This is a genomic window from Streptomyces platensis, from assembly GCF_008704855.1.
Lineage (GTDB): Bacteria > Actinomycetota > Actinomycetes > Streptomycetales > Streptomycetaceae > Streptomyces > Streptomyces platensis.
Genome location: NZ_CP023691.1, coordinates 5,133,188 through 5,157,830 on the forward strand (window position 1 = coordinate 5,133,188; position 24,643 = coordinate 5,157,830).

Sequence of the window (24,643 nt, forward strand, 5' to 3'; positions counted from 1 at the left end):
CCCTGCTCCTGCTTCTCCGGTTACTTCTTCGCCGCGTCCCCGAACGGCAGCTCCGACCCCGTGATGTCGGCCCGGATGCCGTCCTCCTCGACGGAGATGTTGCGCAGCCGGACGTTCCCGGGCGTCTTGGGCAGTTGGAAGGACAGCGAGAGCTGGTCCGCGAGCTGCGGCTTGGTGAGCCCGGTCAGCGCGCCGAGGATCTTCGGGTCGATGCCGACCTTCTCCAGCAGCCACGGGTGGTCGGCCACCACATCGACCAGATTGACCTTCATCAGCTTCTGGACGAAGCGCGGCGACCCGGTCAGCTCGTGCAGCTTCCCCTCGTTGTGCAGCGCTTCCTGGATGTACGGCTTGGGAATGCCGATCCGGTCCGCGATCGCCGGGACGCTCAGCATCGACTTGACCTTGGCGGCCTGCCGGCTGAGCTCGGCGGCGGTCTTGCGGGTCAGCCGCAGGCCCTCCTCCTTGCCGGTGCCGGGGCGGTAGACGGCGATATCGCCGATGTCCAGGCGCATCCTGCTGATGTCGGTGGAGACCCCGCGGTCTCCGGCCCGCTGGATGCGCGCCTCGGCCCGTACGCGCAACTCATGGCCGGCGATCGGCAGCCGACCGACCGCGCGCACCGCGTTGGGCCCCCGCTCGCTGAACTTCACCTGCGAGGCCCCCAGCTCGCGGTTCATGTCGTCGAAGGCGAGCAGCACGCTGCCGTTCATGGTGCCGATCGTGGCGCCCTTGATGGAGCTGGGCAGATCACCGTCGATGCGTACGTCATTCGCGGTGGCCTCGAATTTCGCCAGCGAAACCCGGTCGGCGGCCAGGTCGGGAATCGTGACTTTCACCTGGTCGACATGCTTGTCCATGACCTGGGTGAGGAACGGGAATCCCTTGATGTCGACCTCGGGAGTGGCGTTCAGATGCAGTGCGTCCTTCACCTTTTTCGCCGCCGCGTTCTGTACGTACAGCACCGCGAACCGGTCGAAGAGTGTCAGGAATGCCACCCCGACCAAAGCCGTGACCAGCAGCTTCAGGGTGATCGACATGGCGGCGAACTTGCTGAGCCCGCGCTTCTTGCGGCGGCTGCGGCTGCGGTTGCCGTTGCCGTTCCGGCGGCGGTGGCTCGGCGGCTTCCAGTCCTCGCCGGTCTCGTCATCCGAGCGCAGTCCGAGGCCCAGCGGGTCGTCGCTGTCGTCGCGCTCGTTGAGGTAGGTGCGCCGCCGCGGGGCGCCGTCGGCGTCGAACGAGCCGAATTCCGGCTCGGGTTCCGGCTCCGGCTCGGGGTCGGCGAGGGCCGCCAGGTCCGCGTAGGGATTGATCGCGTCGAGCTTTCTGGTGTCGCCGGTGGGGTCGTCCTGGACGCCCGGCGCGGGGTAATGCGAGGAGTGCGGCGCGGCGGGCGTGGGCGAGGGTGAAGATATGCGTGTGGGGGTTCGCATCCGCTCATCTCACCACGAGCGGGTCCCTTGAACGCAAGTCGTACCGGAAGTAAGTCGGATACATGAGGGTTGTCCCGCCGCTCTTGGCAAAAAATTAACGTGCAGGGACTGCGACTTGAACTACCGTCACCTCTCTTGGTGACCCCGGGCGACAGTGCGCGGCTTGTCGTCGTCCATTGATCCATACCTGGACTCTCCGCGCCATTGCCCGGCTTATTCGTTTCCTTCCTCGCATTCAGCTCATTCACCCAACAAACGGAAGACGGTTGTCATCCCATGAAGTCGCAGGAAGCTGCCCCCATGATCGTTGTGACCGGCGCAACAGGCAACATCGGCCGCGTACTTGTCCGCCGGCTCCTCGCGGAGGGCGCCGCGGTCCGCGCGCTGACCCGTGATCCGGCCCGCGCCGGGCTGCCCGCCGAGGCCGAGACCGTCCGCGCCGACCTCACCGGCGCGGACGCCCTCGAACCGTTGCTGGCCGGGGCCGAGGCGCTGTTCCTCAATCTCGCGGCCGGCGGCGACCACGCCGCGGCGGCGCTGACCGAGGCCGCCGTCCGGGCCGGTGTCCGCCGGATCGTCCTCAACTCCTCGATGGCGGTGACCGATACGCCGGACGACGACGCGCACCACATCGCCCGCCTGCACGCCGGTCTGGAGCGCGCCGTGCGGGACTCCGGCCTGGAGTGGACCTTTGTGCGCGGCGGCAACTACGCCACCAACGCACTCGCCTGGGCCCCGGCGATCCGCACGTCCGGTGTGGTCCGCGACGCGCACCCGGACGCCCGCGGCGTCCCCGTCCACGAGGCCGACCTCGCCGATGTCGCGGCCACCGCCCTGCTGGACCGCAGTGGCGCGCACCTCGGCCAGGCGTATCTCGTCACCGGCCCGGCGGAGCTGACGGTGGCCCAGCAGGTCGCCGAGATCGGCCGGGCGACCGGCAAGGAAACCCGGGTCGAGCAGATCTCCGAGGAGGCGGCGGCCGAGGCGATGGCCGGGCCGCACTTCCCCAAGGAGGCCGCGCTGGAACTGGTCCGGATGTTCGGCCGCACCGTCGACGCGCCGGCCTTCCCCGTCTCGGACGCCGTCGAGCAGATCACCGGACGCCCGGCCCGGACGTTCGCCCAGTGGGCGCGGGATCACGCCGCCGACTTCTCCTGACCGGCCGGGCCGCCGGTGCCCCCGGCGGCCCGCAGGCCCCTGTGGTGGAGCACGGCCAGCGGCAGCAACACCACCGCGCCCACGAAGAAGTACGCATTGATCGCCATGCCGGTCCAGAACTCCCCGGACGACGGGTCGGCCGGCTGCTCCGCCATCCCCAGCAGCCCGTACGGGGTGAGCCCGGTGGCCGTGGTGACGTTCTCGACCAGCCCCGGCACACCCCGTACGACCAGCAGCACCGCCCCGAACCAGAGCGGCGGCAGCACCATCCAGGGCGGGAGCCGGCGGCCCCACGGCCGGACGGTGGCGAGCGCGAGCACCGCCCCGATCGCCGACATCGCCGTGATCAGCCCGTCGTAGGCGAGAAATCCCCACACCGGGACGCGGTCCGCGCCGCCCCTCGCCGACCGGTAGTCGATCCCCATCCACAGATGCCAGCCGAACGACACCGCCAGCCACCCGAAGGCCGCATACGCCCAGAACACCGGCCGCTGGCCCACCGCCCGCACCCCGGCCGGGCCACGCATCGCGCCACGCACAGAAGTCCTCATGTCCAGCACGCTACGAACGCCCCGGCCCGACGGCGTCCTCCCGCGGACCCGCCCCCTTCCCCCACCCGGCGGAGCCCCCACTGCCCCTAGGGGAACCCCGATTTGCCCCCGACCCCGCCGAAAATCCTTTGCCGCCGCCCCACTCACCGCCCTACCGTCCGCGCATGCTGCCTCGCGTGGACACGGACGACGAGTGGGACGCGATCGTCCCCGACGAAACGGTGATGCGGCCGGGCGTCGCCGCGCTCTGCACCCGGCTCGGTCTCCGGGCCGACCCCCTCACCCGCTATCCGGCGGGCTCCCAGCCCGTCTACGCCGTCGGGAAGCGCTATGTCCTCAAGCTCTTCCCCGCCGCCGCGGCCGATGACGGCGTGACCGAGGCCCATGTCCTCGCCCACCTCCAGGGGCGGCTCCCCGTCCCCACCCCGTACGTCCACGACGCCGGTCCGTACGAGAACGGCTGGCGCTACGTCCTGATGTCCCGCCTGCGCGGCACCGACCTGGCCGTCACCTGGCCCCGCATACCCCGCGCCGACCAGGACCGGATCGCCACCGAAGCCGGCGAGACCCTGGCCGCCCTGCACGCCCTGGACCCGTCACCGCTCGCCGGGGTCCTCGGCCCCGGCGACTGGGACGACTTCCTCGCCCGGCAGCGCACCACCGCGGTCGACCGGCAGCGCGCCCACGGACTGCCGGAACCCTGGCTGGAACAGATCCCCGGCTTCCTCGCCGCCGCGCCGCCGTCCGCCCGGGAGCCCGGCGTGCTGCTCCACACGGAGTTCATGCGCCAGCATCTGACCGTCGACGCCTACGACGACTGGCGGCTGACCGGCCTCCTCGACTTCGAACCCGCGATGATCGGCCGGCCCGCCTACGACTTCGTCGCCGTGGGCCTCTACGTCTCCCGCGCCGACCCCCGCCTCCTGTCACGCATCTTCCGCGCCTACGGCGAGACCTTCACCCCCACCGACCTCCTCGCCCACACCCTCCTGCACGTCCACGGCAACCTCCCCCGCTACCTCCGCGAACTGCCCACCCCACCCGAGCCGACCCTGGAGTCCCTCGCGGAGACGTGGTTCGGGACGGGGTGAGGGCGGGGTGGGCAGTTCTACTTCCTACTTCGTGCTCCCTACTTCCTGCTTCCTACTTCACGACCGTGATCCGGTCCGCCTTCGGCGGAGTCAGGGGCCCGGTCGCCGAGGAGTGGGCCGTCAGGTAGGCGGTGAAGGCGTCGAGGTCGGAGGGGCCGACGTACTTGTTCTTGCCGTCCTTGAAGGCGGGGAAGCCGTCGCCGCCGCCGGCCAGGAACTCGTTCATGGCGACGCGGTAGGTCTTGGCCGGGTCGAGGGGCTCCCCGTCCAGCTTCACCGAGTCCTTGACGACGCGGTCGGTGCCCGACTTGGTCATGTCCAGGGTGTAGGTCAGGCCCCTGGAGACCTGAAGGATCTTCGGGGAGGCCGCGTTGGGGCCGCTGACCTGCTGCTGGAGGCCGCTGAGGAGCTGGGCGCCGGTGAGGTCGATGACGTTCATCATGTTGGTGAACGGCTGGACGGTGAACGCCTCCCCGTAGGTGACGACCCCGTCGCCCTCCGAGCCGGACGCCGTGAAGGCGAGGTCGGAGCGGATGCCGCCCGGGTTCATCAGGGCGAGCTGGGCGCCGCCCTTGCCGTCCGCCTTGGTGGCTTCGAGCTGGGCGTCGGAGATGACGTCGCCGAGCGGTGACTCGGGGGCGTTGGCGCCGCGGCCCGCGATATCGGCGGAGATATGGCCGACCGGGCGGCCCGCGACCGGCGCGGCCAGCTTGTTCCAGCGGGCGATCAGGGACGTCATGTCCGCGGCCTTGGGCTGGTCGCGGTGGACGACGTGGTTGACCGCACCGGGCGCCTTGACGCTGGTCCGCACGATGTCGTGGGTCCGGCGGTCGTAGGTGAGCGTGGTGTCGGTGTAGAGCTTGCCGTACGACGCGGCGGAGGTGACGGTGCGCGGCCGGCCGGACGGGTCCGGGATGGTGCAGGCGTAGGCCTGGTGGGTGTGGCCGGTGACCAGCGCGTCGACCTTCGGGGTGACGTGTTTGGCGATCTCGGTGATCGGACCGGAGATGCCGTCGCCGGGGCCGGGGCTGTCGCAGTTGTAGTTGTACGAGGTGGAGGCGGGCATTCCGCCCTCGTGGATCAGGGCCACGACCGACTTCACGCCCTGCCGGTTGAGGACCTTGGCGTACTTGTTGATCGTCTCGACCTCGTCATGGAACTTCAGGCCCTTGATGCCCTCGGCGTTGACGATGTCCGGGGTGCCCTCCAGCGTGACCCCGATGAAGCCGATCTTGACGCCCTTGTGCTTCCAGACGGTGTACGGCTTGAGCAGCGGCTTGCCGGTCTTCTCGTCCGTGACATTGGCGGTGAGGTACGGGAAGCCGGCGCCCCGGAACTTCTTGCCGTCCTCGTAGCAGCCGTCCTTCGGGTGACAGCCACCCTTCTGAAGCCGCGTCAGTTCCTTCCGGCCCTCGTCGAATTCATGGTTGCCGACGGAGGTGACATCGAGGCCCAGCTTGTTCATCGCCTCGACGGTCGGTTCGTCGTGGAACAGCCCGGACAGCAGCGGGCTGGCCCCGACCAGGTCGCCGGCCGCGGCGGTCACCGAGTAGGGGTGGCCCTTACGGGCCGTCCGCAGCGACTGCGCGAGGTACTCGGCACCGCCCGCCGGGACGCTCTTCTTGCTGCCGTCCGCCTGGAGCTCCTCGACCGTGCCGGAGGAGCCCTGCGGCGGTTCCAGGTTGCCGTGGAAGTCGTTGAAGGAAAGCAGCTGGACGTCGACGGTGCGGCCGGTGCGGTCGCCATGGCCGGTGTCGGCGCCGGCCGGCAGAGCGCCGGCGGCAATTCCTGCGGCGGCCAGTACGGCGGCGCCGATCGTCAATCTTCGTACGGCGCGGCGCCGTTGCGGTGTCGCGGGCATGGGGGTCCCCTCCTGGATGTTCCTGAGCGGACGGCAGCTTATGGTCCACGCGCGTAGCGCAACAGGGGTGCACAGGTGACGAGCTGGTTGCGGGGGAGGGAGGACCGAGTGCGGGTGGTGCCCCGCCCGGGGCGCGGGGGAGTCGTACGCTTCACACATGAATGACGCTGCACAGGAGATGGGCCGGGCCGGCCGCAGGATTCAGGTGGTCGACGAGCTGGCGCCGGAAGCGGGCGCGGCCGTCCTTGAGCTGATCGAGCGGGCCGCGCGGACGGACGGGCAGCCCGCCGTGTCCGAGCAGGGGCGGCTCCAGTTGCGCGGGGGCCGGCGTGACGGCGTGCGCCATGTGCTGGTGTACACGCGCGGCGACGAGGGTGAGGAGCTGGTCGCCTACGGGCAGCTGGAGGACACCGACCCGGTGGAGGCGCCGGCCGCCGAACTGGTGGTGCACCCCGGGCACCGCGGCCGCGGGCACGGCCGGGCGCTGGGCGGCGAGCTGCTGGAGCAGTCCGGGCGCCGGCTGCGGGTCTGGGCGCACGGCGGGCATCCGGCCGCGCGGCACCTCGCCCAGACCCTGGGGCTGACGATGTTCCGGGAGCTGCGGCAGATGCGGCGCTCGCTGACGGATCTGGAGCTGCCGGAGCCGGTGCTGCCGGAGGGCGTGTCCGTACGGACCTTCCAGCCGGGTACCGACGACGCGGCCTGGCTGGAGGTGAACGCGGAGGCGTTCGCGCACCATCCGGAGCAGGGTTCGCTGATCCAGCGCGATCTGGACGACCGCAAGGCCGAGGCGTGGTTCGACCCCAAGGGCTTCTTCCTGGCGGAGGAGGAAGGGCGGCTGGTCGGCTTCCACTGGACCAAGGTGCACGCCGACGAGGGCCTCGGAGAGGTCTATGTGCTGGGCGTGCGGCCGGGCGCCCAGGGCGGCGGTCTGGGCAAGGCGCTGACCTCGATCGGGCTGCGCCATCTGGCCGGCCAGGGGCTGCCGACGGCGATGCTGTACGTGGACGCGGACAACAAGGCGGCGGTGACCGTGTACGAGCGGATGGGGTTCGCGACGCACGAGACGGATCTGATGTACCGCTCGGAGACGTGACGGCGATGAGCTGAGGCCGGAGAGCGGCGGCCGGGCGGCGCCGGAGCGTGGCTGAACCTGAGGGGCGGACCCGTGAGGGCCGCCCCTTCGGCGTTGCCGGGGGCTGGTCGCGGGTGGGGGAGAGGCCGCCCCACGGGCCGCGTGGGCGGCTGAGGTTGACAGGTGCAGCCCACTTCCCCCACCCTTTCACTACTTAATTAGTGGAATGGCTCAGGGGGGCGGGGTGCGGCCGATGGCCATGGACCAGGTGACCGGCCGGACCTCGGGGCGCACCGCCGTCGAGGCGGTCGGCCTCGGCAAGCGGTACCGCCGCCGCTGGGCGCTGCGCGACTGCACCTTCCGGCTGCCGGCCGGCCGTATCTGCGCACTGGTCGGGCCCGGCGGCGCCGGGAAGAGCACTCTGCTCTCGCTGGTCTCCGGGCTGACCCGCCCCCGCGAAGGGGCCCTACGGGTCTGGGGCGAGGCCCCGTCCGGCGCCTCGGCCCGCCCCCGGATCGCCCACCTCACCCAGGGCAAACCGCGCTACCCCCGGCTGACGGTCGCCGAGACCCTCCGGCTGGGCCGTGAGCGCAACCCCGGCCGCTGGAGCGGACGGTGCGCCGAACGGATCGTCCGGGACTGCCAGCTCCCCCTCGGCGCCCGGGTCGGCGCCCTCTCCGCCGGGCAGCGCACCTTTCTCGCCCTCGCCCTCGCCTTCGCCAGGAGCCCCGAACTCCTGCTGCTCGACGAGCCGTTGGCCGGCCTCGACCCCCTCGCCCGGCACCGGATCACCGCACTGCTGCTGGCCCAGGCCGCCGAGCAGGGCACCACCGTCGTCCTGTCGTCGGACCTGCTCGCCGAGCTCGACGGGGTCTGTGACCATCTGCTGGTGCTGGGCGGCGGCCGGGTGCGGCTCGCGGGCGAGGTCGATGACGTCATCGGGGCGCACGCCCTGGTGATGGGGCAGCGCCGGGGTGCGGGGCTGCCGCCCGGGATCGCCGCGCATCCGGTCGTCGAGGCGCAGCTGTCGGGGCGTCACTTCACCGCGGTCGTACGGCGCAAGGGCCCGATGGCGGCCGGGCCCTGGGAGGTCGTGGAGCCGTCCCTGGAGGAGCTGCTGCTCGCCTATCTGCGCGCGCCCGGCGCCCCCGGCCTGAGCGCACCGAGCGCGGAACCGGTCTCGGCGCCCGGGCCCCGCCGGCCCGGCAACAAGCCCGGCATCCCCGGCCTGCCGCGCAACGGGCCGCCCGGCCCGGCCGGCCTGCGCGGCGGCCGGCCGTACCCGCCGGACAGCGCACCACACACACGGCACATCCATCACAGCGGCAAGGGAGCGGCGGCATGACCACCACAGCACACCTCGGGGCGAACGGGGCCGGACCCGCCGCGGGCGATCCTGGCGGGGCGCGGGAGGCGGGCGGCCGCGGACGGCTGGGCGGGCTCGTCTGGCTGGTCCGGCGGCAGCACCGGCTGTTCTTCGGCATGCTGCTCGCCGCCGTGACCGCCGGTGCGGTCGGGTGCGCCGTGCTGCGCAGCCGGGCGGCCGCGTTCATCGACGCCCACCACCTCGACGGCTGCTCGATGATCTCCCTGGTCCCGCGCTGCGACGGCACCCAGGATGCGGTCAACGCATTCCGCGGCGCCTACACCCGCCCCCTGCAACTCGCCGAGGCGGAGCTGCTGTTGCTGCCCGTGCTGATCGCCCTGTTCCTCGGTGCGCCGCTGATCGCCCGCGAGCTGGAGGCCGGCACCCACAAGCTCGTACTGACCCAGTCGGTCGGCCCGCTGCGCTGGCTGGCGGCGAAGACCGCGCTGCCCGCGCTGGTCGTACTGACCGCCACCACGGCTCTCTCGGCGGTGTTCGCCTGGATGTGGCAGGTCATCGGCGACGAGGTCTCTGGCTCCTACTGGTACTCGACCCTCGGCTTCGCCTCTCTCGGCCCGGTGCCGGTCGCCTACTCCCTGCTGGCCCTGGCGATCGGGGTGCTGGCCGGGCTGCGGCTGCGCCGTACGGTGCTGACGATGGGGGTGACGCTGGGCGCCATGGTCGTGGTCCAGGTCGCGCTCGGGCAGATCAGGCCGTACCTGCTGCCGACCAGGAGCACCGAGTTCGCGCCCAAGGAGTCGGCCCAACTGCCGGACAACGCCTGGCTCGTGGGGCAGGGGTACTACACCCGCTCCGGCGCCCATCTGCCCGACACCGTCTGCGAGTCGGCGGGCGACCACGAGGGCTGCCTGCGGACACACCACGTGGTCGGCCAGTACATGGACCACCACCCGGTGTCGCACCACTGGCCGCTGGCCTGGATCGAGAGCGGCATCGTGCTCGCCCTGACGGCCGTACTGACCGTGATCGCTTTCCGGGTGATGCGCCGCCGGCACGGCTGAGACTCCGTCGCGATATCCCGGCGGTTTCTCCTTCCGGCCCTTCCGGGTCTTCCCGCCCTTCCCGCCCTTCCGGCCCTTCCGGATCTTCCGGCCCTTCCGGGACTTCCCCTCCCGCCCTCATCGCCGTGGCATTTCGGCCTCCGGGAATTCGGCGCGGTCACGGAAGGGCGGGAACGGTAAGGGCGGGAGGGCAAACGCGGGCGGGCACGCCGGGGCGGCATCCCTGGCGCGCGGCGCCGCCTGGCGGGCCCGGCCCCCACCGGCCCCTCCACCGGCCACGAACCCCCGACCTCGCCGCCGGCTCTCACGTCGGCCGCCCCCCCGGAATCCCGGAAAATGCGGAAACCCCGATGAACGCCGATGAACGCCGCTGAACCCCGATGAATCCCGGCGCATCCCGACGGATCCCGAGGGCCGCGTAAGCATTCCCCCATCCCCGCATTTCGCAAGATCACCCTCCCCGCAATTCCTTGATCGGAAAGCCGCGTATTTCTCCCGGCTCTCCGGGCGTGTTAGAAAGGCAGCCCAGGGGAAAGACATGGGACGCGGCCCGCCGATCGGCCTCCGGCCCCGGCCTCCGAGCCCCGCCGCACCCGGCGTGGCGCCGGGCCCCGGCCGACCCGAAATACCCCTGGGCGTAGCACCCCGCTTGCCTGTCCGCCATATCCGCGTTACCGGCGATTCAAAGTCGCTTGCGAGCATCGCTGAATGCAGCCCGCTGTGCCGACCGTCCCGAACCCGAGGCTCCATCTCGCGCCGCCACCGCCTCCTGACGCGCCTGGAGCCCCCGGAACGCGGAAGAATAAGGCCATGAACCAGCAGCCCAGCGCTCAGGCACAGATCCAGCCCGAGATGTCCACCACGAAGCCCTCGCAGGCCCCGGGCCCCTCGGCCCAGCCTTCGGTGGGCTCCATCGCTGCGCACCGCCCGAACGCGGTCCGGGGCACGGTGCCCGGCCTGGAGCCCGACCTGGACGCCGACCCGGACGCGTACGAGGACGAGGGCGTGGTGGGCGCGGACGGCGAGGAGCTGCCCAGCGGCCGGTTCCTGGACCGCGAGCGGAGCTGGCTGGCCTTCAACGAGCGGGTGCTCGAACTGGCCGAGGACCCGGCCACTCCTCTCCTCGAACGGGCTAACTTCCTGGCGATTTTCGCCAGCAACCTCGACGAGTTCTTCATGGTCCGGGTGGCCGGACTCAAGCGGCGGATAGCCACCGGCGTCGCCACCCGCTCCGCGTCCGGCCTCCAGCCCCGCGAGGTGCTGGACCTCATCTGGACGCGCTCACGTGAGCTCATGGCCCGGCATGCCGCCTGCTTCCAGCAGGACATCGCCCCCGAGCTCGCTGACCAGGGCATTCATCTGATCCGCTGGCCCGAGCTGACCGAGAAGGAGCAGGCCCGCCTGTTCACCCTCTTCCGTCAGCAGATCTTCCCGGTGCTCACGCCCCTGGCGGTGGACCCCGCGCACCCCTTCCCGTACATCTCCGGCCTCTCGCTGAATCTGGCCGTCGTCGTACGCAACCCGGTCAGCGGCCACGACCACTTCGCGCGGGTCAAGGTGCCGCCGCTGCTCTCCCGCTTCCTGGAGGCCTCCCCGCAGCGCTACGTCCCCATCGAGGACGTCATCGCCGCCCACCTGGAGGAGCTGTTCCCGGGCATGGAGGTGCGCGCGCACCACATGTTCCGGGTCACCCGCAACGAGGACCTGGAGGTCGAGGAGGACGACGCGGAGAACCTCCTCCAGGCGCTGGAGAAGGAGCTGATGCGGCGGCGCTTCGGACCGCCGGTCCGCCTGGAGGTCGAGGAGTCCATCGACCCGGCCGTGCTCGACCTGCTCGTCCAGGAACTGAAGATCTCCGACGCCGAGGTCTACCCGCTGCCCGGCCCGCTGGACCTGACCGGCCTCTTCGGCATCGGCGCGCTGGACCGGCCCGAGCTGAAGTACCCCAAGTTCGTGGCCGGCACCCACCGTGACCTCGCCGAGGTGGAGTCGGCGTCCGCGCCGGACATCTTCGCCGCCCTGCGCGCCCGCGACGTCCTGCTGCACCACCCCTACGACTCCTTCTCCACCTCCGTCCAGGCGTTCCTGGAGCAGGCCGCCGGCGACCCGGACGTGCTCGCGATCAAGCAGACGCTCTACCGCACCTCCGGTGACTCGCCGATCGTGGACGCCCTGATAGACGCCGCGGAGTCCGGCAAGCAGGTGCTCGTCCTCGTCGAGATCAAGGCCCGCTTCGACGAGCAGGCCAACATCAAGTGGGCGCGGAAGCTGGAGGAATCCGGCTGCCATGTCGTCTACGGGCTGGTCGGCCTCAAGACGCACTGCAAGCTCTCGCTGGTGGTCCGCCAGGAAGGCGAGATGCTGCGCCGCTACTCCCATGTGGGGACCGGCAATTACCACCCCAAGACGGCCCGGCTCTACGAGGATCTCGGGCTGCTGACCGCCGATCCGCAGGTCGGCGCGGACCTCTCCGACCTCTTCAACCGGCTCTCCGGCTACTCCCGACGTGAGACCTACCGCCGCCTCCTGGTCGCCCCCAAGTCCCTGCGGGACGGCCTGATCCAGCGGATCAACAAGGAGATCGACAACCAGCGCGCGGGCCGCGACGCCTACGTCCGCATCAAGGTCAACTCGATGGTCGACGAGGCCGTCATCGACGCGCTCTACCGCGCCTCCCAGGCCGGGGTGCCGGTCGACATCTGGGTCCGCGGCATCTGCGCGCTCCGGCCGGGTGTCACCGGCCTGAGCGAGACCATCCGGGTCCGCAGCATCCTCGGCCGCTTCCTCGAACACTCCCGGATCTTCGTCTTCGGCAACGGCGGTGAGCCCGAGGTGTGGCTGGGCAGCGCCGACATGATGCACCGGAATCTGGACCGCCGGATCGAGGCGCTGGTGCGGGTCGCCGACCCGGCGCACCGCGCCTCCCTCAACCGGCTGCTGGAGCGGGGGACGTCGGATGCCACCTCGTCCTGGCACCTGGGCCCGGACGGGGACTGGACCCGGCACGCGGTGGACGCGGACGGCGCGCCGCTGCGCAACGTACAGGAAATGCTCATTGACGCCCGGAGGCGCCGGCGTGGCCCAGCGACATGACCAGTCGACCGGAGGGCCGGCGGGTCTCCTCGGAATCGGATACGAGCCCGGCCGGGCGCCCGGTGCCCGTGCCGCGGTGGTGGACGGGCCGTACGGGGGGAACGACGGCACGTACCGGCCGGACGACACCGCGTACGGCCCCGTGACGGCCGCCCGCAGCGGCGACGACGGTGCCGACCCCGGCACCCCCGACCTCGGTGCCGAGCTCGCCTCCCACACGGCCGACGAGGTGCTCGCCGACTATCTGCACCAGCAGTCCGCGGACTTCCTGCGCAGTCTGCGGCTGCACCGGGAGAGCGGTTCGGACGCCGAGGGCGCCGGTGAGGCCGCCCGGCAGCTGCGCCGCGCCGCCCGCCGGATCAGCGCCACCCTGCACACCTTCCGGCCGCTGACCGAAGAGGACTGGGCCGACCAGCTCCGCTCCGAACTGGGCTGGCTGTCCGGCACCCTGGCCCGCGAACAGGCCTGCGCGGCCCGCCGCGAACGGCTGATGACGGCCCTCCAGCGGCTGACCGGCCGGGGCCCGGAGCGCAGCGACCGGACCGGCCGCGGAGAACGGGGCAAACGGTCCGACCGCCCGACCGCCTCCTCCACTGCCGCCGCCGCATCCTCCCCGTCCTCCCCCTCCGCCTCCTCCTCCACGTCGTCCTCCGACCCGGACCCCGACGGCGCGCTGTCGGCCGGTGCGGCGCGCGCCGGGGCGCTGCTGGACCGCCAGCTCACCCTCGCCCGCACCCGCGCCCACTCCGCCGCGCTCCAGGCCCTGGGCTCTTCCCGCTTCCACGCCGTCGCCGACTCCGTGGCGGTGCTCGCCTCCGAGGCGCCGCTGGCCCGTACGGCCGCCGAGGTCCCGGCCGACGAGGCACTCCCGCCGCTCGCCGAACAGGCGCACCGGCGGCTCGCGGAGGCGGTCGCGGCCCTGCCGCTGTCCCGCGCGGGCTACCCGTACAACGCCGCCGCCCTCGCCGCCGACCAGCGCCAGGACGCGCCCTGGCACCAGGTCCGGATGCTGGTGCGACTGAGCCGCTACGCCCGGGAGGTGATCGCGCCGGAGACCAGCGACCTCCGGCTCGCGGAGGCCGGCCGGGCCCTGGAGTGGCACCGGGACGCCGCGGAGGCCGCCGCCGCAGCCGCCGCCGCGGCCCGCACCCCCCGCATCGCCCCGGCCACCGCCTACGCCCTGGGCGTGCTGCACGCCGACCAGCGCCACGAGGTCGAGGCGGCCCGCTTCGCCTTCGGCCGCGTGTGGCTGCCCCGGACGCCGGACCGCACAGGCTGAGGAGGCGACGCGGGACATGAACGCGCGGACGGGGCGCGGCCGGGCTGAGAAGGTGGCCGCATGACCGCACGGAAAGGGGTGCCGAGGTGACGTCCCCGCAGAAGCCGGTACGGGCCGCGGGCTGCGTCCTGTGGCGCCGCGCCCCGACCGAGGACGGGCTGGAGATCGCCCTCGTCCACCGCCCCAAGTACGACGACTGGTCGCACCCCAAAGGCAAGCTGAAGCGCGGCGAGAACGCCCTGGCCGGCGCGGTGCGCGAAGTGGCCGAAGAAACCGGCATGGACTGCCGCCCCGGCGCCCCCCTGCCCACCTCCTACTACGACGCCAACGGCCGCCCCAAACAGGTCCGTTACTGGGCCGCCGAGGCCCTCGCCGGCGCCTTCACCCCCAGCACCGAGGTCGACCGCCTGGAGTGGCTGCCCCCCGCCGAGGCCCGCACCCGCCTCACCCAGGAACGCGACCGGCCCTTGGTGGATGCGTTGTTGGCGGCGCTGCATCTGGCGTGAACGGCGGCGCCCCGGTCATGGGGCGCCTGCGGGGTCACGCACACTCACCGCGCTGCGTCCTCCTGCGCGGACTTCCGCTTGGCGATCGCCTGATCCAGCTGGATGGCGTACAGCTCCACCTGTCCCGGGTCCATGACGAGCAGGGACGGTTCCGTGCCGCCGTCGCGGTGGTGGACGGTCACCGACAGGGCGGCCTGCTGGGCGCGGGCGTCGTAGGCGATGTCCCGCTGATTGATCGTGACGTGTGAGATCACAGGGTGTCTCCTCATCGGTCGGGGGCGGCCTGCTGCGCCCGACCTCTCGGCGACAGGCGCGTACAGGGCTGTCAAGCGGCTGGCGGGAAGAACCTCCCGACGGCCGATATTCACTCAACTCCCTTACTGCGCACCGGGTAAGGGAGCAGAGTGGAGAGACGGTTGAACTGGTTGAACGCCCGGGGGTCCACGCGATGGCACCACGATCAAGAACGCCGAACCTCGCGCTCGCCGGTCTCATGCGGGAGGGCGGGATCGGAAACGCGCAGCTGGCGCGGGCGGTGAACCGGGCCGCCGCCGAACTCGGGGTGGCACTGCACTACGACAAGTCGTCGGTGTCGCACTGGCTGAAGGGGTCCCTGCCGAAGAAGGAGGCACGCGACGCGGTCACCGAGGCGCTGTCACGGCTGCTGAAGCGCCCCGTCACGCGCGCCGAGGCCGGTCTCGGCGAAAGCGCCGCCCCGGGTGAACCAGCCGATATCGCGGCGGGAGTGATGGATTTGGGCAGGGCCGATATGGATCCCTCGCGGCGGGCGGTGCTCGGCGCCGGGCTGTACTCGGCAGCGCTGGCAGTGCCGGGCTTCGACACCGTGGCCGGGAGGGCCGAGGCAACTCCCGCCGGCCGTACGGTGCGGATCGGCATGGGCGACATCGAGACCGTCCGGAAGATGACGGAGAACATCGCGGACATCCTCGATGATCTCGGCGGAGCACACGCCCGGCCGATGGCCGCCGCCTTCCTCGTCAACACCGTCGGCCCCTATCTGAAGGCCGACGGTACGGCGGAAGCCCGGAAGGCGATGCGGTCGGCGGCCGCCGACCTGGTCTATCTCACGGGCTGGATGGCCATGTACGAGCGGGAACACCACATCGGACAGCGGTACTACGTCAAGGCCCTCAAGCTCGCCGGCGCCGCCGAGGACCACCTCACCTACTGCCGCACCCTGCGGGGCATGGCGTTGCAGGCCTCCCACCTCGGCCACGGCGAGAAAGCACTGGAACTGGCCGACTCCGCCGCCGCAGCCGCTCCCGCCGCGGGCCCCCGCCTGACCGCGTTCCTCCGGGGGCAACAGGCACACGGCGCGGCGATGGTGAAGGACCGACGCCAGGCATTCACCCGGCTACGGGAGACCGAAGCGGCCCTGTCGCGGGCCGACGGCCGCAACGACCACATCGGCGGCTACGACCGCGCTGCGTACGAATTCCACGTGGCCCACGTGCTGTGGGAGCTGGGCGACCGCCCGGAGTCGGTCCGCGCGCTGCGCCGTTCGAACCGCTGCCGTCCGGCGGCGGAGCGCCAAGGCCGCATGCACACCAACGGACTTCTGGCCAGGCGCCTCCTCGCCATGCGTCACGTGGAGGAGTCGTGCGAGGCGTGGAGCCGCTTCCTGGACGACTACACCGGCACCTCCGGCGCCCGCGGCGACGACCACTTCACCGCCCTGAGGCAGGGCTTGTACCCGTACCGTCAGCTTCCCGCCGTACGCCAACTGTCCGAACGGGCACGGGAAGTGGCGCGGCTCAAGGCGGCGTAGGCCGCGCTCGGTGGTGTCCGAGGCGCAGCGCGCCGGCCGGCCGAGGCATCACGCCCTCACCGCCGCCGCAACGAGGCATCCTTGATGGCCGGCGGAAGGTAATACGCGTCGGCGCGGTTGAGGTCCGTGCCCGGCGGGACGATGGCGTCGATGCGGTCCAGGATGTCCGCGCCGAGGGTCACCTCCGAGCCGTCCAGCATGCTGTTGAGCTGGTCGAGGGTGCGTGGGCCGATGATCACGGAGGTGACGGCCGGGTGGGAGCGGACGAAGGCGGTGGCCAGGTGGGGGAGGGGCAGGGCCGCTTCCTCCGCGACTTTGGACAGGGCGCGGACCGCCTCGGCCTTCCGGGCGTTCTCGGGGATGGAGAGGTCGAACTTCTGGGTTTCCATGCCGGCCCGTGAACTGGCCGAGAGGTCGCGGCCGGACAGCCAGCCGGCGCTGAGCGGGCCCCAGGTCAGCACGCCCATGCCATAGCGCTGCGCGGTGGGCAGCACCGCGTTCTCCACTCCGCGGGCCAGCATCGAGTACGGCGGCTGCTCGGTGCGGAAGCGGAGGTGGCCGCGGCGTTCGGCGGTCCACTGGGCCTCGACGATCTGCTCGGCGGGGAAGGTCGAGGAGCCGATCGCCCGCACCTTCCCGGCCCGTACGAGGTCGGAGAGCGCGGAGAGCGTCTCGTCGATATCGGTCGTCGGGTCGGGGCGGTGCATCTGGTAGAGGTCGATGTAGTCGGTGCCCAGACGGCGCAGGCTGTCTTCCACCGCCCGCACGATCCAGCGCCGGGAGCTGCCGCTGTGGTTGGCGTCCGGGCCCATGGAGCTGACGGCCTTGGTGGCCAGGACGACGTCCTCGCGGCGGCCCTTGAGCGCCTTGCCGACGATCTCCTCGGACTCGCCGGCGGCGTACACGTCCGCGGTGTCCACGAGGTTGATCCCGGCGTCCAGCGCGCGGTGCACGATCCGTACGCAGTCGTCGTGATCGGTGTTGCCCCAGGCGCCGAGCATCATCGCGCCGAGCGCGTACTCGCTGACCGAGATGCCGGTGCCGCCGAGGATCCTGCGCTGCATGAGGTGCCCTACCTTCTCTGCGAGTTCTCAGGGGTTGTCCCAAAGACGGCTCCGGGGCGTGCCGGAGGGCGGCTCCGGGGCGCCCCGGAGGCGTCCGGGCACCACCTTGCTGTCCGTACGGAGAGCGGACCAGGCCCGTCGCAACCTGGGACGGCGGGAACCACCCAAGCGGCCGTGCGCCGCATACTGGACCGATGCTGTACGCGGAAATCGAGATCAGCTCGTTCCTCAAGGCGCGCCGCGCCGCGCTCGACCCGGCCGACCTGGGCCTGCCCGGCGGCGTGAACCGGCGCCGGGTGCGCGGGCTGCGGCGCGAGGAGGTCGCCCAGCTCGCCGGCATCAGCGTCGACTACTACACCCGGATCGAGCAGGGCCGGGCCCCCGCCATCTCCGACTCCGTCCTGGATGCCATCGCGCGGGCGCTGCGGCTCTCGGGCGGCGAGGTGACCTATCTGCGCAATATCGCGGTACCCCGGCGCCCCGGAGCGGAATGCGCGCCCTGTCCCGCGCCCCGGCAGACCGTACGCCCCGAGATCCAGCAGGTCCTGGACGCGATGGCGCCCACCGTCCCGGCCATTGTCGTCGGCCGCGGGCTGGACATCCTGGCCTGGAACACGCTGGGCGGCCGGCTCACCTTCGACCTGGAGACGCTCGCCCCGGACCGGCGGAACACCGCGCTGCTTGCCTTCCTCGACCCGGGCGCGCGCGCCCTGTACCCGGATTGGGAAGCGAAGGCCGAGGAGGTGGTCGGCAATCTGCGCGCCGACAGCGGCCGGCACCCCGACGACCCGCGGATCTGCGAGGTGGTCAATGAACTCCTCGACCACAGTCCGAGCTTCCGGCGGATCTGGGAGGCGCAGTCGGTGCATGAGTGTCTGCGCGGCACCAAGCGGATTCTGCATCCGCAGGCGGGTGAGCTCTTCGTCACCTTCGAGAGCTTCCGGCTGAACAGCGATCCGGACCAGGCGCTGGTGACGTACACGGCCCCGCGTGGCTCGGAGACGGAGCGGCGCATCCGGGAGCTGGGGGCGCTGACGGACCCGGTGCTGACCGCGTAGGGCGTGGTCGCCCTGGCGACGGCCCCGCTCACCCCCTAGGGCCTGTCTTCAAAGTCCCGCCTGCCTCGCGGCGTCTGGCACGCACGCTCGCCGCGTTGTCGGATCATCCCGGTACACCCAGTACCGGGACGACCCTCCGCCTTGCGATCGCACGCACCAGACACCGCGAGCCCCGCCCTACGGGCGAACGACGGGACTTTGAAGACAGGCCCTAGGGGCCAGCGCCTCCCACCGCACGGTGACCTCTCCCTGGCGCCGGCGCCGCGGATCGCCGGTCAGCGGCCAGTCCGTGGCCAGCGCCGCCACGGCCGCGCGCCAGCGCTGGCGGGCGCCCAGCGCGCCGAGCGGGGCGGCGGTGGCCCAGGCGCGGTCGAAGTCCCGCAGGAAGGCATGGACCGGCTCGCCCGGCACATTGCGGTGGATCAGCGCCTTCGGGAGGCGTTCGGCCAGGTCAGAGGGGGTTTGGAGGGCGCTGAGGCGGGCCGCGAAGGTGACCGTGCGCGGCCCCTCGGGGCCCAGCGCCACCCAGACGTGCCGCCGCCCGATCTCGTCGCAGGTGCCCTCGACCAGCAGCCCGCCGGGCGCCAGCCGCGCGCACAGCCGCCGCCACGCGGCGGCCACCTCGTCCTCGTCGTACTGCCGCAGCACATTCGCGGCCCGGATGAGGACCGGCGCCCGCGTCCGCTGACCCGGCAGCGGCACCTCGAAGCCACCGTGGAGGAAGTCCAGCCCCGGCCGCTCATAGGTCCGCGCGGCCGCCACCCGCGCCGGGTCGATCTCGATGCCGACGACCCGGGCGTCCGGCCGGACCGTCCGCAGCCGGCCCAGCAGCTCCACCGCGGTCCAGGGCGCGGCGCCGTAACCGAGGTCGACGGCGACGGGGTCGGCGGCGCGGCGCAGCACGGCGCCGTGTTCCGCGGCGATCCAGCGGTCCATACGGCGCAGCCGGTTGGGGTTGGTTGTCCCGCGGGTGGCGTTGCCGACGGGGCGGGAGGGTGCGCTCGCCGGGGCGGCGGCGGGGACGGAGGGGCGGCGGGCCATGGCATCGAGAGTATGGGGTGGCCGCGGGTGCACCGTCCGCGGAGGCCCGCCGGGACCGGCCGAGGCGCTACGGGGGCGCCACCTGGCCGCGCCGGGACCGCCGGCTCCCGCCCGGGCCCACCGGCTCCCGCCTGCCCCGCTCGGTCACGCTTTGGCAAAGTACGCGGAGGGCGTGCCGAACGGAAATGGATGGCCGCGGTCTGTTGTTGGACGGGGTCGGAGGCGCGCCGCCGCCCCGCCTAGGAGGTAGCTCGACGTGAGCCAATACGTGTCCCGGCTCCGCAGTCGTCCCCATGGCCAGTTCCCGGGCCAGGCCCGGCTGCGGCTGCCCGGCAGCCCCCGCCGTCCGCGGCGGGTGGCGATGCTCAGCGTCCACACCTCCCCGCTGCACCAGCCCGGCACCGGCGACGCCGGCGGCATGAATGTCTACATCGTCGAGCTGGCCAGGAAGCTCGCCTCGATCAACATCGAGGTGGAGATCTTCACCCGCGCCACCACCGGCACCCTCCCGCCCGCCGTCGAGCTCGCCCCCGGCGTCCTCGTACGGCATGTGGACGCCGGTCCGTACGAGGGCCTGGCGAAGGAGGAGCTGCCCGCCCAGCTGTGCGCCTTCACCCACGGCGTGATGCAGGCCTGGGCCGGCCACCGCCCCGGCTACTACGACCTGGTGCACTCCCACTACTGGCTCTCCGGCCACGTCGGCTGGCTGGCCGGCGAGCGCTGGGGCGTGCCGCTGGTGCACGCCATGCACACCATGGCCAAGGTCAAGAACGCCGCGCTGGCCGTGGGCGACACCCCCGAACCGGCCGCCCGGGTCATCGGCGAAACCCAGATCGTCCGGGCCGCGGACCGGCTGATAGCCAACACCGCCGAGGAGGCGGACGAGCTCGCACGGCATTACGAGGCCGAGCCCGGCAAGATCGCGGTGGTGCACCCCGGCGTCAACCTCGACCGCTTCCGGCCCACCGGCGGCGACGTCGCCGAGAGCCGGGCCGCCGCCCGCGCCCGCCTCGGCCTGCCGCAGGATGCGATCATTCCGCTCTTCGCCGGCCGAATACAGCCGCTGAAGGCCCCCGACATCCTGCTGCGCGCGGCCGCCGCCCTGCTGGACGGGGACCCCTCGCTGCGCTCCCGTCTGGTGGTGCCCGTGGTCGGCGGGCCCAGCGGCAGCGGTCTGGCCAAGCCGGAGGGCCTCCAGAAGCTGGCTGCCCGGCTCGGCATCGCGGATCTGGTGCAGTTCCGCCCGCCGGTCGGCCAGGAACAGCTCGCCGACTGGTACCGCGCCGCCTCCGTGCTGGTCATGCCCTCGTACAGCGAATCGTTCGGACTGGTCGCCATCGAGGCCCAGGCCTGTGGCACCCCGGTCATCGCGGCCGCGGTCGGCGGACTGCCGGTGGCGGTGCGCGACGGCGTCAGCGGCTTCCTCGTCGCCGGCCATGACCCGGCCGACTACGCCCGCGCGCTCGCCCGCTTCGTCGCGGACCCGGCCCTGCCCACCCGGATGGGCACCGACGCGGCCCGGCACGCCCAGTCCTTCGGCTGGGACACCGCCGCCGCCGCGACCGGCGAGGTCTACTCCGCCGCCATGCAGGAGCACCGCCGTCACCTACGATCGCTCCATGGGTGACACGGGCGAGGAGCACGGCGTGAGCAGGACGACGGGGCAGGCCGGGCCGGCCGTGCCCCAGGGGGCGACCGCGCACGACGTGGTCGAGCAGACGCTGAACGACGCCGGCCTCGACTGGGAATCCCCCTCCGACGGCACCTACGTCATCAAGCTCCCCGGCACCCGCAAGCTCTCCACGACCTGCTCGCTGATCGTCGGCCGGCACTCCCTCTCCATCAACGCCTTCGTCGTCCGCCGCCCTGACGAGAACCACGAGGCCGTGCACCGCTGGCTCCTCGAACGCAACACCCGCCTCTACGGCGTCGGTTACGCGCTCGACAAACTCGGCGACATCTACCTCGTGGGCAAGCTCCCGCTGGCCGCCGTCACCCCCGACGAACTCGACCGCATCCTCGGCACGGTCCTGGAGAACGCCGACGGCAGCTTCAACACCCTGCTGGAGATGGGCTTCGCCACGGCGATCCGCAAGGAGTACGCCTGGCGGGTCTCCCGCGGCGAGTCCACCCGCAACCTCGACGCCTTCGCGCATCTGACGCAGCGGCCTTCCGCGTAGCCGTACGCACGGGCCGCCCGCCCCGTCACCCCAGCGACTCACCCGCCCCCACCGGCGCCCCGGCCTCCCGCGCGGACGCGGAAGGCGGCACCGGCTCTGACGACTCCCCCGTGCCCACGGCAGGCTCGCCCACGCCAGGCTGACCCGCCGCCACCTTCCCCGTGCCGCCCTCCTCCTGCTCCGGCAGGCCCCGGAGCAGGAGCCCGTACCCCGCCGCCGCCACCGTGCCCACGGCCGCGCAGCCGGCCCACAGGACATCCGCCCCGTACTGGTCGATCACCACGCCGCCGACCAGCGGGGCCGTGAGGGAGGCGATGGACCAGGACAAGGAGTACATGCCCTGGTAGCGGCCGCGGCCGTGCAGCGGGGACAGCCGTACCACCAGCCCCATCTGGGTGGGGGAGTTGATGATCTCGCCGAGGGTCCAGACGGTGACGGCGACCGCGTACATCGCGACCGAGCCGGCCAGCGCCGTCAGCCCGAAGCCGTAGCCGGCGAGCAGGGCGGAGCCGATGAGCAGCAGGGCCGGGCTGCGGTGCTCGATGAAGCGCGTCACCGGGATCTGCAGCAGTACGACGAGGACGCCGTTGACCGCGATGACCATGCCGAACTCGGCGCTGGAGAAGCCGTCCTGACCCATCGACACCGGCATCGAGACATAGGCCTGCTGGAAGAGCAGTGCGAGCAGCAGATTGAGACCGACGACAGTCATGAACCGGCCGTCGCGCACGACGGTCCGCATGGAGACCGGGGCGGGGGCCGGCCCGGTGCCCTCGTCGTCCGGACCGCCGGAAGCGTTCTGGGCGGGCCGTGATTCCGGGAGCTTCCAGAAGACCACCAGCGCACAGGCCAGCACGAGCGAGGCCTCGCCCACGAAGAGGGCCAAGTAGCCGTGCTCGGCGATGAGTCCGGCGGCGGTGGAGGAGATGGCGAAGCCGAGGTTGATCGCCCAGTAGTTCAGCGAGAAGGCGCGGACGCGGTCCTCGGGGGCGACGATGTCCGCCATCATCGCCTGGACGGCGGGGCGGGAGGCGTTGCTCGCCATGCCGACCAGGCCCGCCACCACCGCGATGGCGACCGGGTCCGTCATGAAGCCGAGCAGCAAGACGGACGCCGCCGTCGACAGCTGCGCGATCAGCATGGTGGGCCGCCGGCCGAGCCGGTCGGTCATCACCCCGGCGCCCACGGACGAGATCACGCCGCCCAGGCCGTACAGCGCCGCCACCAGTCCCGCGTACGAGGCCGAGTAGCCGCGCTCGACGGTCAGATAGAGGGCGAGGAAGGTGGCGACGAAGGCGCCCAGCCGGTTGATCAAGGTGCTGGTCCACAGCCACCAGAACTGCGGGGGGAGGCCGGAGACGCTCTCCACGGCGGCCCGTCGGAAACCGGACCGCCTGGTGGGGCCGGGCGTGGATGCGGACATGACATTTCCCCCGTCGAATGGTGAAGCGGTGCGTGGCGGAGCTGCGGGCGGCTGGGCCGCGGCGGGCGCCGGAAGCGCGGGCGCGGACACGGAAGAGACGACTGATGTAAGTGGTGAGTGCGGCATCCGCACCCTACTGATCGCCCGGCTCAACCCGCCACTCAATTGACGGGAAACGTCAAAGGTCGTCGGAGATCCCAGCTCCTGGACCCGCGCAGGGCCTGGTCCGGACGTCGATTACGCTCGACGCCATGGCCGACGCACCGTACAAGCTGATCCTCCTCCGCCACGGCGAGAGCGAGTGGAACGCGAAGAACCTGTTCACCGGCTGGGTGGACGTCAATCTCAATGAGAAGGGCGAGAAGGAGGCAGTCCGCGGCGGAGAGCTGCTCAAGGACGCCGGCCTGCTCCCCGACGTAGTGCACACCTCCCTCCAGAAGCGCGCCATCCGCACCGCGCAGCTCGCTCTGGAGTCCGCCGACCGGCACTGGATCCCCGTCCACCGCAGCTGGCGGCTGAACGAGCGCCACTACGGTGCGCTCCAGGGCAAGGACAAGGCACAGACGCTGGCCGAGTTCGGCGAGGAGCAGTTCATGCTCTGGCGCCGCTCGTACGACACCCCGCCGCCCGCCCTGGAGGACGGCGCCGAGTTCTCCCAGTCGGACGACCCGCGCTACGCATCGATCCCGCCGGAGCTGCGCCCGAAGACCGAGTGCCTCAAGGACGTCGTCGTCCGCATGCTGCCGTACTGGTACGACGGCATCGTCCCGGACCTCCTCGCCGGCCGCACGGTCCTGGTCGCCGCCCACGGCAACAGCCTCCGCGCCCTGGTCAAGCACCTCGACGGCATCTCCGACGAGAACATCGCCGGCCTGAACATCCCCACCGGCATCCCGCTCGCCTACGAGCTGGACGCCGACTTCCGCCCGCTCAAGCCCGGCGGCACCTACCTCGACCCGGAGGCCGCCAAGGCCGCCATCGAGGCAGTCAAGAACCAGGGCAAGAAGAAGTAACACGACGCGATCAAGCCCCCGGCCTGCGGATTCCCGCACCGGCCGGGGGCTTGTCGGCGTTCCGGGGCCTTGTCCGGGGCCTTGTCCGGGGCCTTGTCCGGGCCTTGCCTTCGGCCCCGCCGGCCGGCACCTGTGCCCCGCCCTCCCCGCCCGTAGATGCGCCCCGGGCAGACGCATGCAGCATGGAAGAAGGGGTGTCGTCTGCAATCTGGAGGATGAGCTCGATGCCCAAGTTCATGGACATCCATCACGGTATGAAGGGCCTCACGCCCGATGAGTTCAAAGCCGCGCATCAGGCCGACCTCGCTATCCAGAGCGAGGAGGGCGTGACCTTCGAGAACGCCTGGGCCGACACCGAGTCCGGCGATGTGTTCTGTCTGTCCGAAGCGCCGTCGGCGGGAGCGGTGCAGCGCATACACGAGCGCGCCGGCCACAAGGCGGACGAGATCCATCCGCTGGCGATCATGCTGTGACGACGGCGGAATGACGGGAATGCGTGCGGCCCCGGCCGGAGGGTCGTGAAGACCGACCGGCCGGGGCCGCCGTGGCGCTGTGCCGTCGGGGTCGCTAGCAGCTGCCGCCGCACTGGCACGGTCCGCCCGACTGGCAGCCGCAGCTACAGCCGGGGCCGCAGCCACAG

21 protein-coding genes are annotated in these 24,643 nt (G+C 72.0%); 14 read left to right on the forward strand and 7 right to left on the reverse strand.

Annotated features, from left to right (window positions below):
• Positions 1-20: 20 nt before the first annotated feature.
• Positions 21-1,433 (reverse strand): LmeA family phospholipid-binding protein, encoded by a 1,413-nt coding sequence (locus CP981_RS22790; RefSeq protein ID WP_085928110.1) that lies wholly within the window; start codon positions 1,431-1,433, stop codon positions 21-23.
• A gap of 300 nt (positions 1,434-1,733) precedes the next feature.
• Between CP981_RS22790 and CP981_RS22795 the strand changes: the two genes are divergently transcribed.
• Positions 1,734-2,591 carry an SDR family oxidoreductase gene (locus CP981_RS22795; protein WP_085928111.1) on the forward strand — a complete coding sequence of 286 codons (858 nt, stop codon included), beginning with the start codon at positions 1,734-1,736 and terminating at the stop codon, positions 2,589-2,591.
• Here CP981_RS22795 and CP981_RS22800 read toward each other — a convergent pair.
• Positions 2,570-3,142: a DUF3995 domain-containing protein gene (locus CP981_RS22800; protein WP_143659057.1), complete on the reverse strand. Its 573-nt coding sequence runs from the start codon at positions 3,140-3,142 to the stop codon at positions 2,570-2,572. The two genes, CP981_RS22795 and CP981_RS22800, sit on opposite strands and share 22 nt — an antisense overlap.
• Before the next feature lie 164 nt (positions 3,143-3,306).
• On the opposite strand from CP981_RS22800, the gene CP981_RS22805 reads away from it, so the two are divergent.
• On the forward strand, positions 3,307-4,233 hold the full coding sequence (locus CP981_RS22805; RefSeq protein WP_085928113.1) for a phosphotransferase family protein: 927 nt from the start codon (positions 3,307-3,309) through the stop codon (positions 4,231-4,233).
• 52 nt (positions 4,234-4,285) lie between these two features.
• Here CP981_RS22805 and CP981_RS22810 read toward each other — a convergent pair whose 3' ends face one another.
• On the reverse strand, positions 4,286-6,094 hold the full coding sequence (locus CP981_RS22810) for a bifunctional metallophosphatase/5'-nucleotidase (RefSeq protein ID WP_085928114.1): 1,809 nt from the start codon (positions 6,092-6,094) through the stop codon (positions 4,286-4,288).
• Positions 6,095-6,251: 157 nt separating this feature from the next.
• Between CP981_RS22810 and mshD the strand changes: the two genes are divergently transcribed.
• The 6 genes from mshD (at position 6,252) to CP981_RS22840 (ending at position 14,435) form a co-directional block, all read left to right on the forward strand.
• Positions 6,252-7,190: a mycothiol synthase gene (gene mshD / locus CP981_RS22815; protein WP_190839745.1), complete on the forward strand. Its 939-nt coding sequence runs from the start codon at positions 6,252-6,254 to the stop codon at positions 7,188-7,190.
• A gap of 232 nt (positions 7,191-7,422) precedes the next feature.
• On the forward strand, positions 7,423-8,514 hold the full coding sequence (locus CP981_RS22820; RefSeq protein WP_085928116.1) for an ATP-binding cassette domain-containing protein: 1,092 nt from the start codon (positions 7,423-7,425) through the stop codon (positions 8,512-8,514).
• Entirely contained in the window at positions 8,511-9,557 is a 1,047-nt protein-coding gene (locus CP981_RS22825) for an ABC transporter permease (RefSeq protein WP_085928117.1), read from the forward strand. Before CP981_RS22820 ends, CP981_RS22825 begins: the two co-directional genes overlap by 4 nt.
• An 810-nt stretch (positions 9,558-10,367) precedes the next feature.
• Positions 10,368-12,650 (forward strand): RNA degradosome polyphosphate kinase, encoded by a 2,283-nt coding sequence (locus CP981_RS22830; RefSeq protein WP_107429604.1) that lies wholly within the window; start codon positions 10,368-10,370, stop codon positions 12,648-12,650.
• Positions 12,613-13,929: a CHAD domain-containing protein gene (locus tag CP981_RS22835; protein WP_085928119.1), complete on the forward strand. Its 1,317-nt coding sequence runs from the start codon at positions 12,613-12,615 to the stop codon at positions 13,927-13,929. The genes CP981_RS22830 and CP981_RS22835 overlap by 38 nt, the downstream gene beginning before the upstream one ends.
• An 86-nt stretch (positions 13,930-14,015) precedes the next feature.
• Positions 14,016-14,435: an NUDIX hydrolase gene (locus CP981_RS22840; protein ID WP_085928120.1), complete on the forward strand. Its 420-nt coding sequence runs from the start codon at positions 14,016-14,018 to the stop codon at positions 14,433-14,435.
• Between the two features lie 44 nt (positions 14,436-14,479).
• Here the strand turns inward: CP981_RS22840 and CP981_RS22845 are convergent, their stop codons facing one another.
• Positions 14,480-14,689 (reverse strand): hypothetical protein, encoded by a 210-nt coding sequence (locus CP981_RS22845; RefSeq protein WP_085928121.1) that lies wholly within the window; start codon positions 14,687-14,689, stop codon positions 14,480-14,482.
• 194 nt (positions 14,690-14,883) lie between these two features.
• Here CP981_RS22845 and CP981_RS22850 point away from each other — a divergent pair, with 194 nt between their 5' ends.
• Complete coding sequence (locus CP981_RS22850) at positions 14,884-16,224, forward strand: NsdA family TPR-like regulatory protein (protein WP_150522362.1); 1,341 nt, start codon at positions 14,884-14,886, stop codon at positions 16,222-16,224.
• A 56-nt stretch (positions 16,225-16,280) separates the two neighbouring features.
• Here the strand turns inward: CP981_RS22850 and CP981_RS22855 are convergent, their stop codons facing one another.
• Positions 16,281-17,288: an aldo/keto reductase gene (locus CP981_RS22855; protein WP_085928123.1), complete on the reverse strand. Its 1,008-nt coding sequence runs from the start codon at positions 17,286-17,288 to the stop codon at positions 16,281-16,283.
• A gap of 194 nt (positions 17,289-17,482) precedes the next feature.
• On the opposite strand from CP981_RS22855, the gene CP981_RS22860 reads away from it, so the two are divergent.
• On the forward strand, positions 17,483-18,346 hold the full coding sequence (locus tag CP981_RS22860; RefSeq protein WP_085928124.1) for a helix-turn-helix transcriptional regulator: 864 nt from the start codon (positions 17,483-17,485) through the stop codon (positions 18,344-18,346).
• A 177-nt stretch (positions 18,347-18,523) separates the two neighbouring features.
• Here the strand turns inward: CP981_RS22860 and CP981_RS22865 are convergent, their stop codons facing one another.
• Positions 18,524-19,387 (reverse strand): class I SAM-dependent methyltransferase, encoded by an 864-nt coding sequence (locus tag CP981_RS22865; protein ID WP_150522363.1) that lies wholly within the window; start codon positions 19,385-19,387, stop codon positions 18,524-18,526.
• A gap of 256 nt (positions 19,388-19,643) precedes the next feature.
• Between CP981_RS22865 and mshA the strand changes: the two genes are divergently transcribed.
• Positions 19,644-21,014, forward strand: a complete 1,371-nt coding sequence (mshA, locus tag CP981_RS22870; RefSeq protein WP_085927001.1) for a D-inositol-3-phosphate glycosyltransferase — start codon at positions 19,644-19,646, stop codon at positions 21,012-21,014.
• Positions 21,007-21,567, forward strand: a complete 561-nt coding sequence (locus CP981_RS22875) for a type III secretion system chaperone family protein (protein WP_244329756.1) — start codon at positions 21,007-21,009, stop codon at positions 21,565-21,567. The genes mshA and CP981_RS22875 overlap by 8 nt, the downstream gene beginning before the upstream one ends.
• 25 nt (positions 21,568-21,592) lie before the next feature.
• Here CP981_RS22875 and CP981_RS22880 read toward each other — a convergent pair whose 3' ends face one another.
• Entirely contained in the window at positions 21,593-22,990 is a 1,398-nt protein-coding gene (locus tag CP981_RS22880; RefSeq protein WP_244329757.1) for an MDR family MFS transporter, read from the reverse strand.
• Between the two features lie 251 nt (positions 22,991-23,241).
• Between CP981_RS22880 and CP981_RS22885 the strand changes: the two genes are divergently transcribed.
• The gene (locus CP981_RS22885; protein ID WP_085927000.1) at positions 23,242-24,003 is read left to right on the forward strand and encodes a phosphoglyceromutase; all 762 of its coding nucleotides are present in this window, start codon (positions 23,242-23,244) and stop codon (positions 24,001-24,003) included.
• Between the two features lie 224 nt (positions 24,004-24,227).
• A complete protein-coding gene (locus CP981_RS22890) occupies positions 24,228-24,476 on the forward strand; it encodes an SCO4226 family nickel-binding protein (protein WP_042147049.1) in 249 nt (82 codons plus the stop codon).
• Positions 24,477-24,643 lie beyond the last annotated feature (167 nt).

Bases quoted from the DNA above. Each gene is read 5' to 3' on its own strand.
- CP981_RS22790 (WP_085928110.1), bottom strand. From the start codon at position 1,433: ATGCGAACCCCCACACGCATATCTTCACCCTCGCCCACGCCCGCCGCG.
- CP981_RS22795 (WP_085928111.1), top strand. From the start codon at position 1,734: ATGATCGTTGTGACCGGCGCAACAGGCAACATCGGCCGCGTACTTGTC.
- CP981_RS22800 (WP_143659057.1), bottom strand. From the start codon at position 3,142: ATGAGGACTTCTGTGCGTGGCGCGATGCGTGGCCCGGCCGGGGTGCGG.
- CP981_RS22805 (WP_085928113.1), top strand. From the start codon at position 3,307: ATGCTGCCTCGCGTGGACACGGACGACGAGTGGGACGCGATCGTCCCC.
- CP981_RS22810 (WP_085928114.1), bottom strand. From the start codon at position 6,094: ATGCCCGCGACACCGCAACGGCGCCGCGCCGTACGAAGATTGACGATC.
- mshD (WP_190839745.1), top strand. From the start codon at position 6,252: ATGAATGACGCTGCACAGGAGATGGGCCGGGCCGGCCGCAGGATTCAG.
- CP981_RS22820 (WP_085928116.1), top strand. From the start codon at position 7,423: ATGGCCATGGACCAGGTGACCGGCCGGACCTCGGGGCGCACCGCCGTC.
- CP981_RS22825 (WP_085928117.1), top strand. From the start codon at position 8,511: ATGACCACCACAGCACACCTCGGGGCGAACGGGGCCGGACCCGCCGCG.
- CP981_RS22830 (WP_107429604.1), top strand. From the start codon at position 10,368: ATGAACCAGCAGCCCAGCGCTCAGGCACAGATCCAGCCCGAGATGTCC.
- CP981_RS22850 (WP_150522362.1), top strand. From the start codon at position 14,884: ATGGCACCACGATCAAGAACGCCGAACCTCGCGCTCGCCGGTCTCATG.
- CP981_RS22855 (WP_085928123.1), bottom strand. From the start codon at position 17,288: ATGCAGCGCAGGATCCTCGGCGGCACCGGCATCTCGGTCAGCGAGTAC.
- CP981_RS22860 (WP_085928124.1), top strand. From the start codon at position 17,483: ATGCTGTACGCGGAAATCGAGATCAGCTCGTTCCTCAAGGCGCGCCGC.
- CP981_RS22865 (WP_150522363.1), bottom strand. From the start codon at position 19,387: ATGGCCCGCCGCCCCTCCGTCCCCGCCGCCGCCCCGGCGAGCGCACCC.
- CP981_RS22875 (WP_244329756.1), top strand. From the start codon at position 21,007: ATGGGTGACACGGGCGAGGAGCACGGCGTGAGCAGGACGACGGGGCAG.
- CP981_RS22880 (WP_244329757.1), bottom strand. From the start codon at position 22,990: ATGTCCGCATCCACGCCCGGCCCCACCAGGCGGTCCGGTTTCCGACGG.
- CP981_RS22885 (WP_085927000.1), top strand. From the start codon at position 23,242: ATGGCCGACGCACCGTACAAGCTGATCCTCCTCCGCCACGGCGAGAGC.
- CP981_RS22890 (WP_042147049.1), top strand. From the start codon at position 24,228: ATGCCCAAGTTCATGGACATCCATCACGGTATGAAGGGCCTCACGCCC.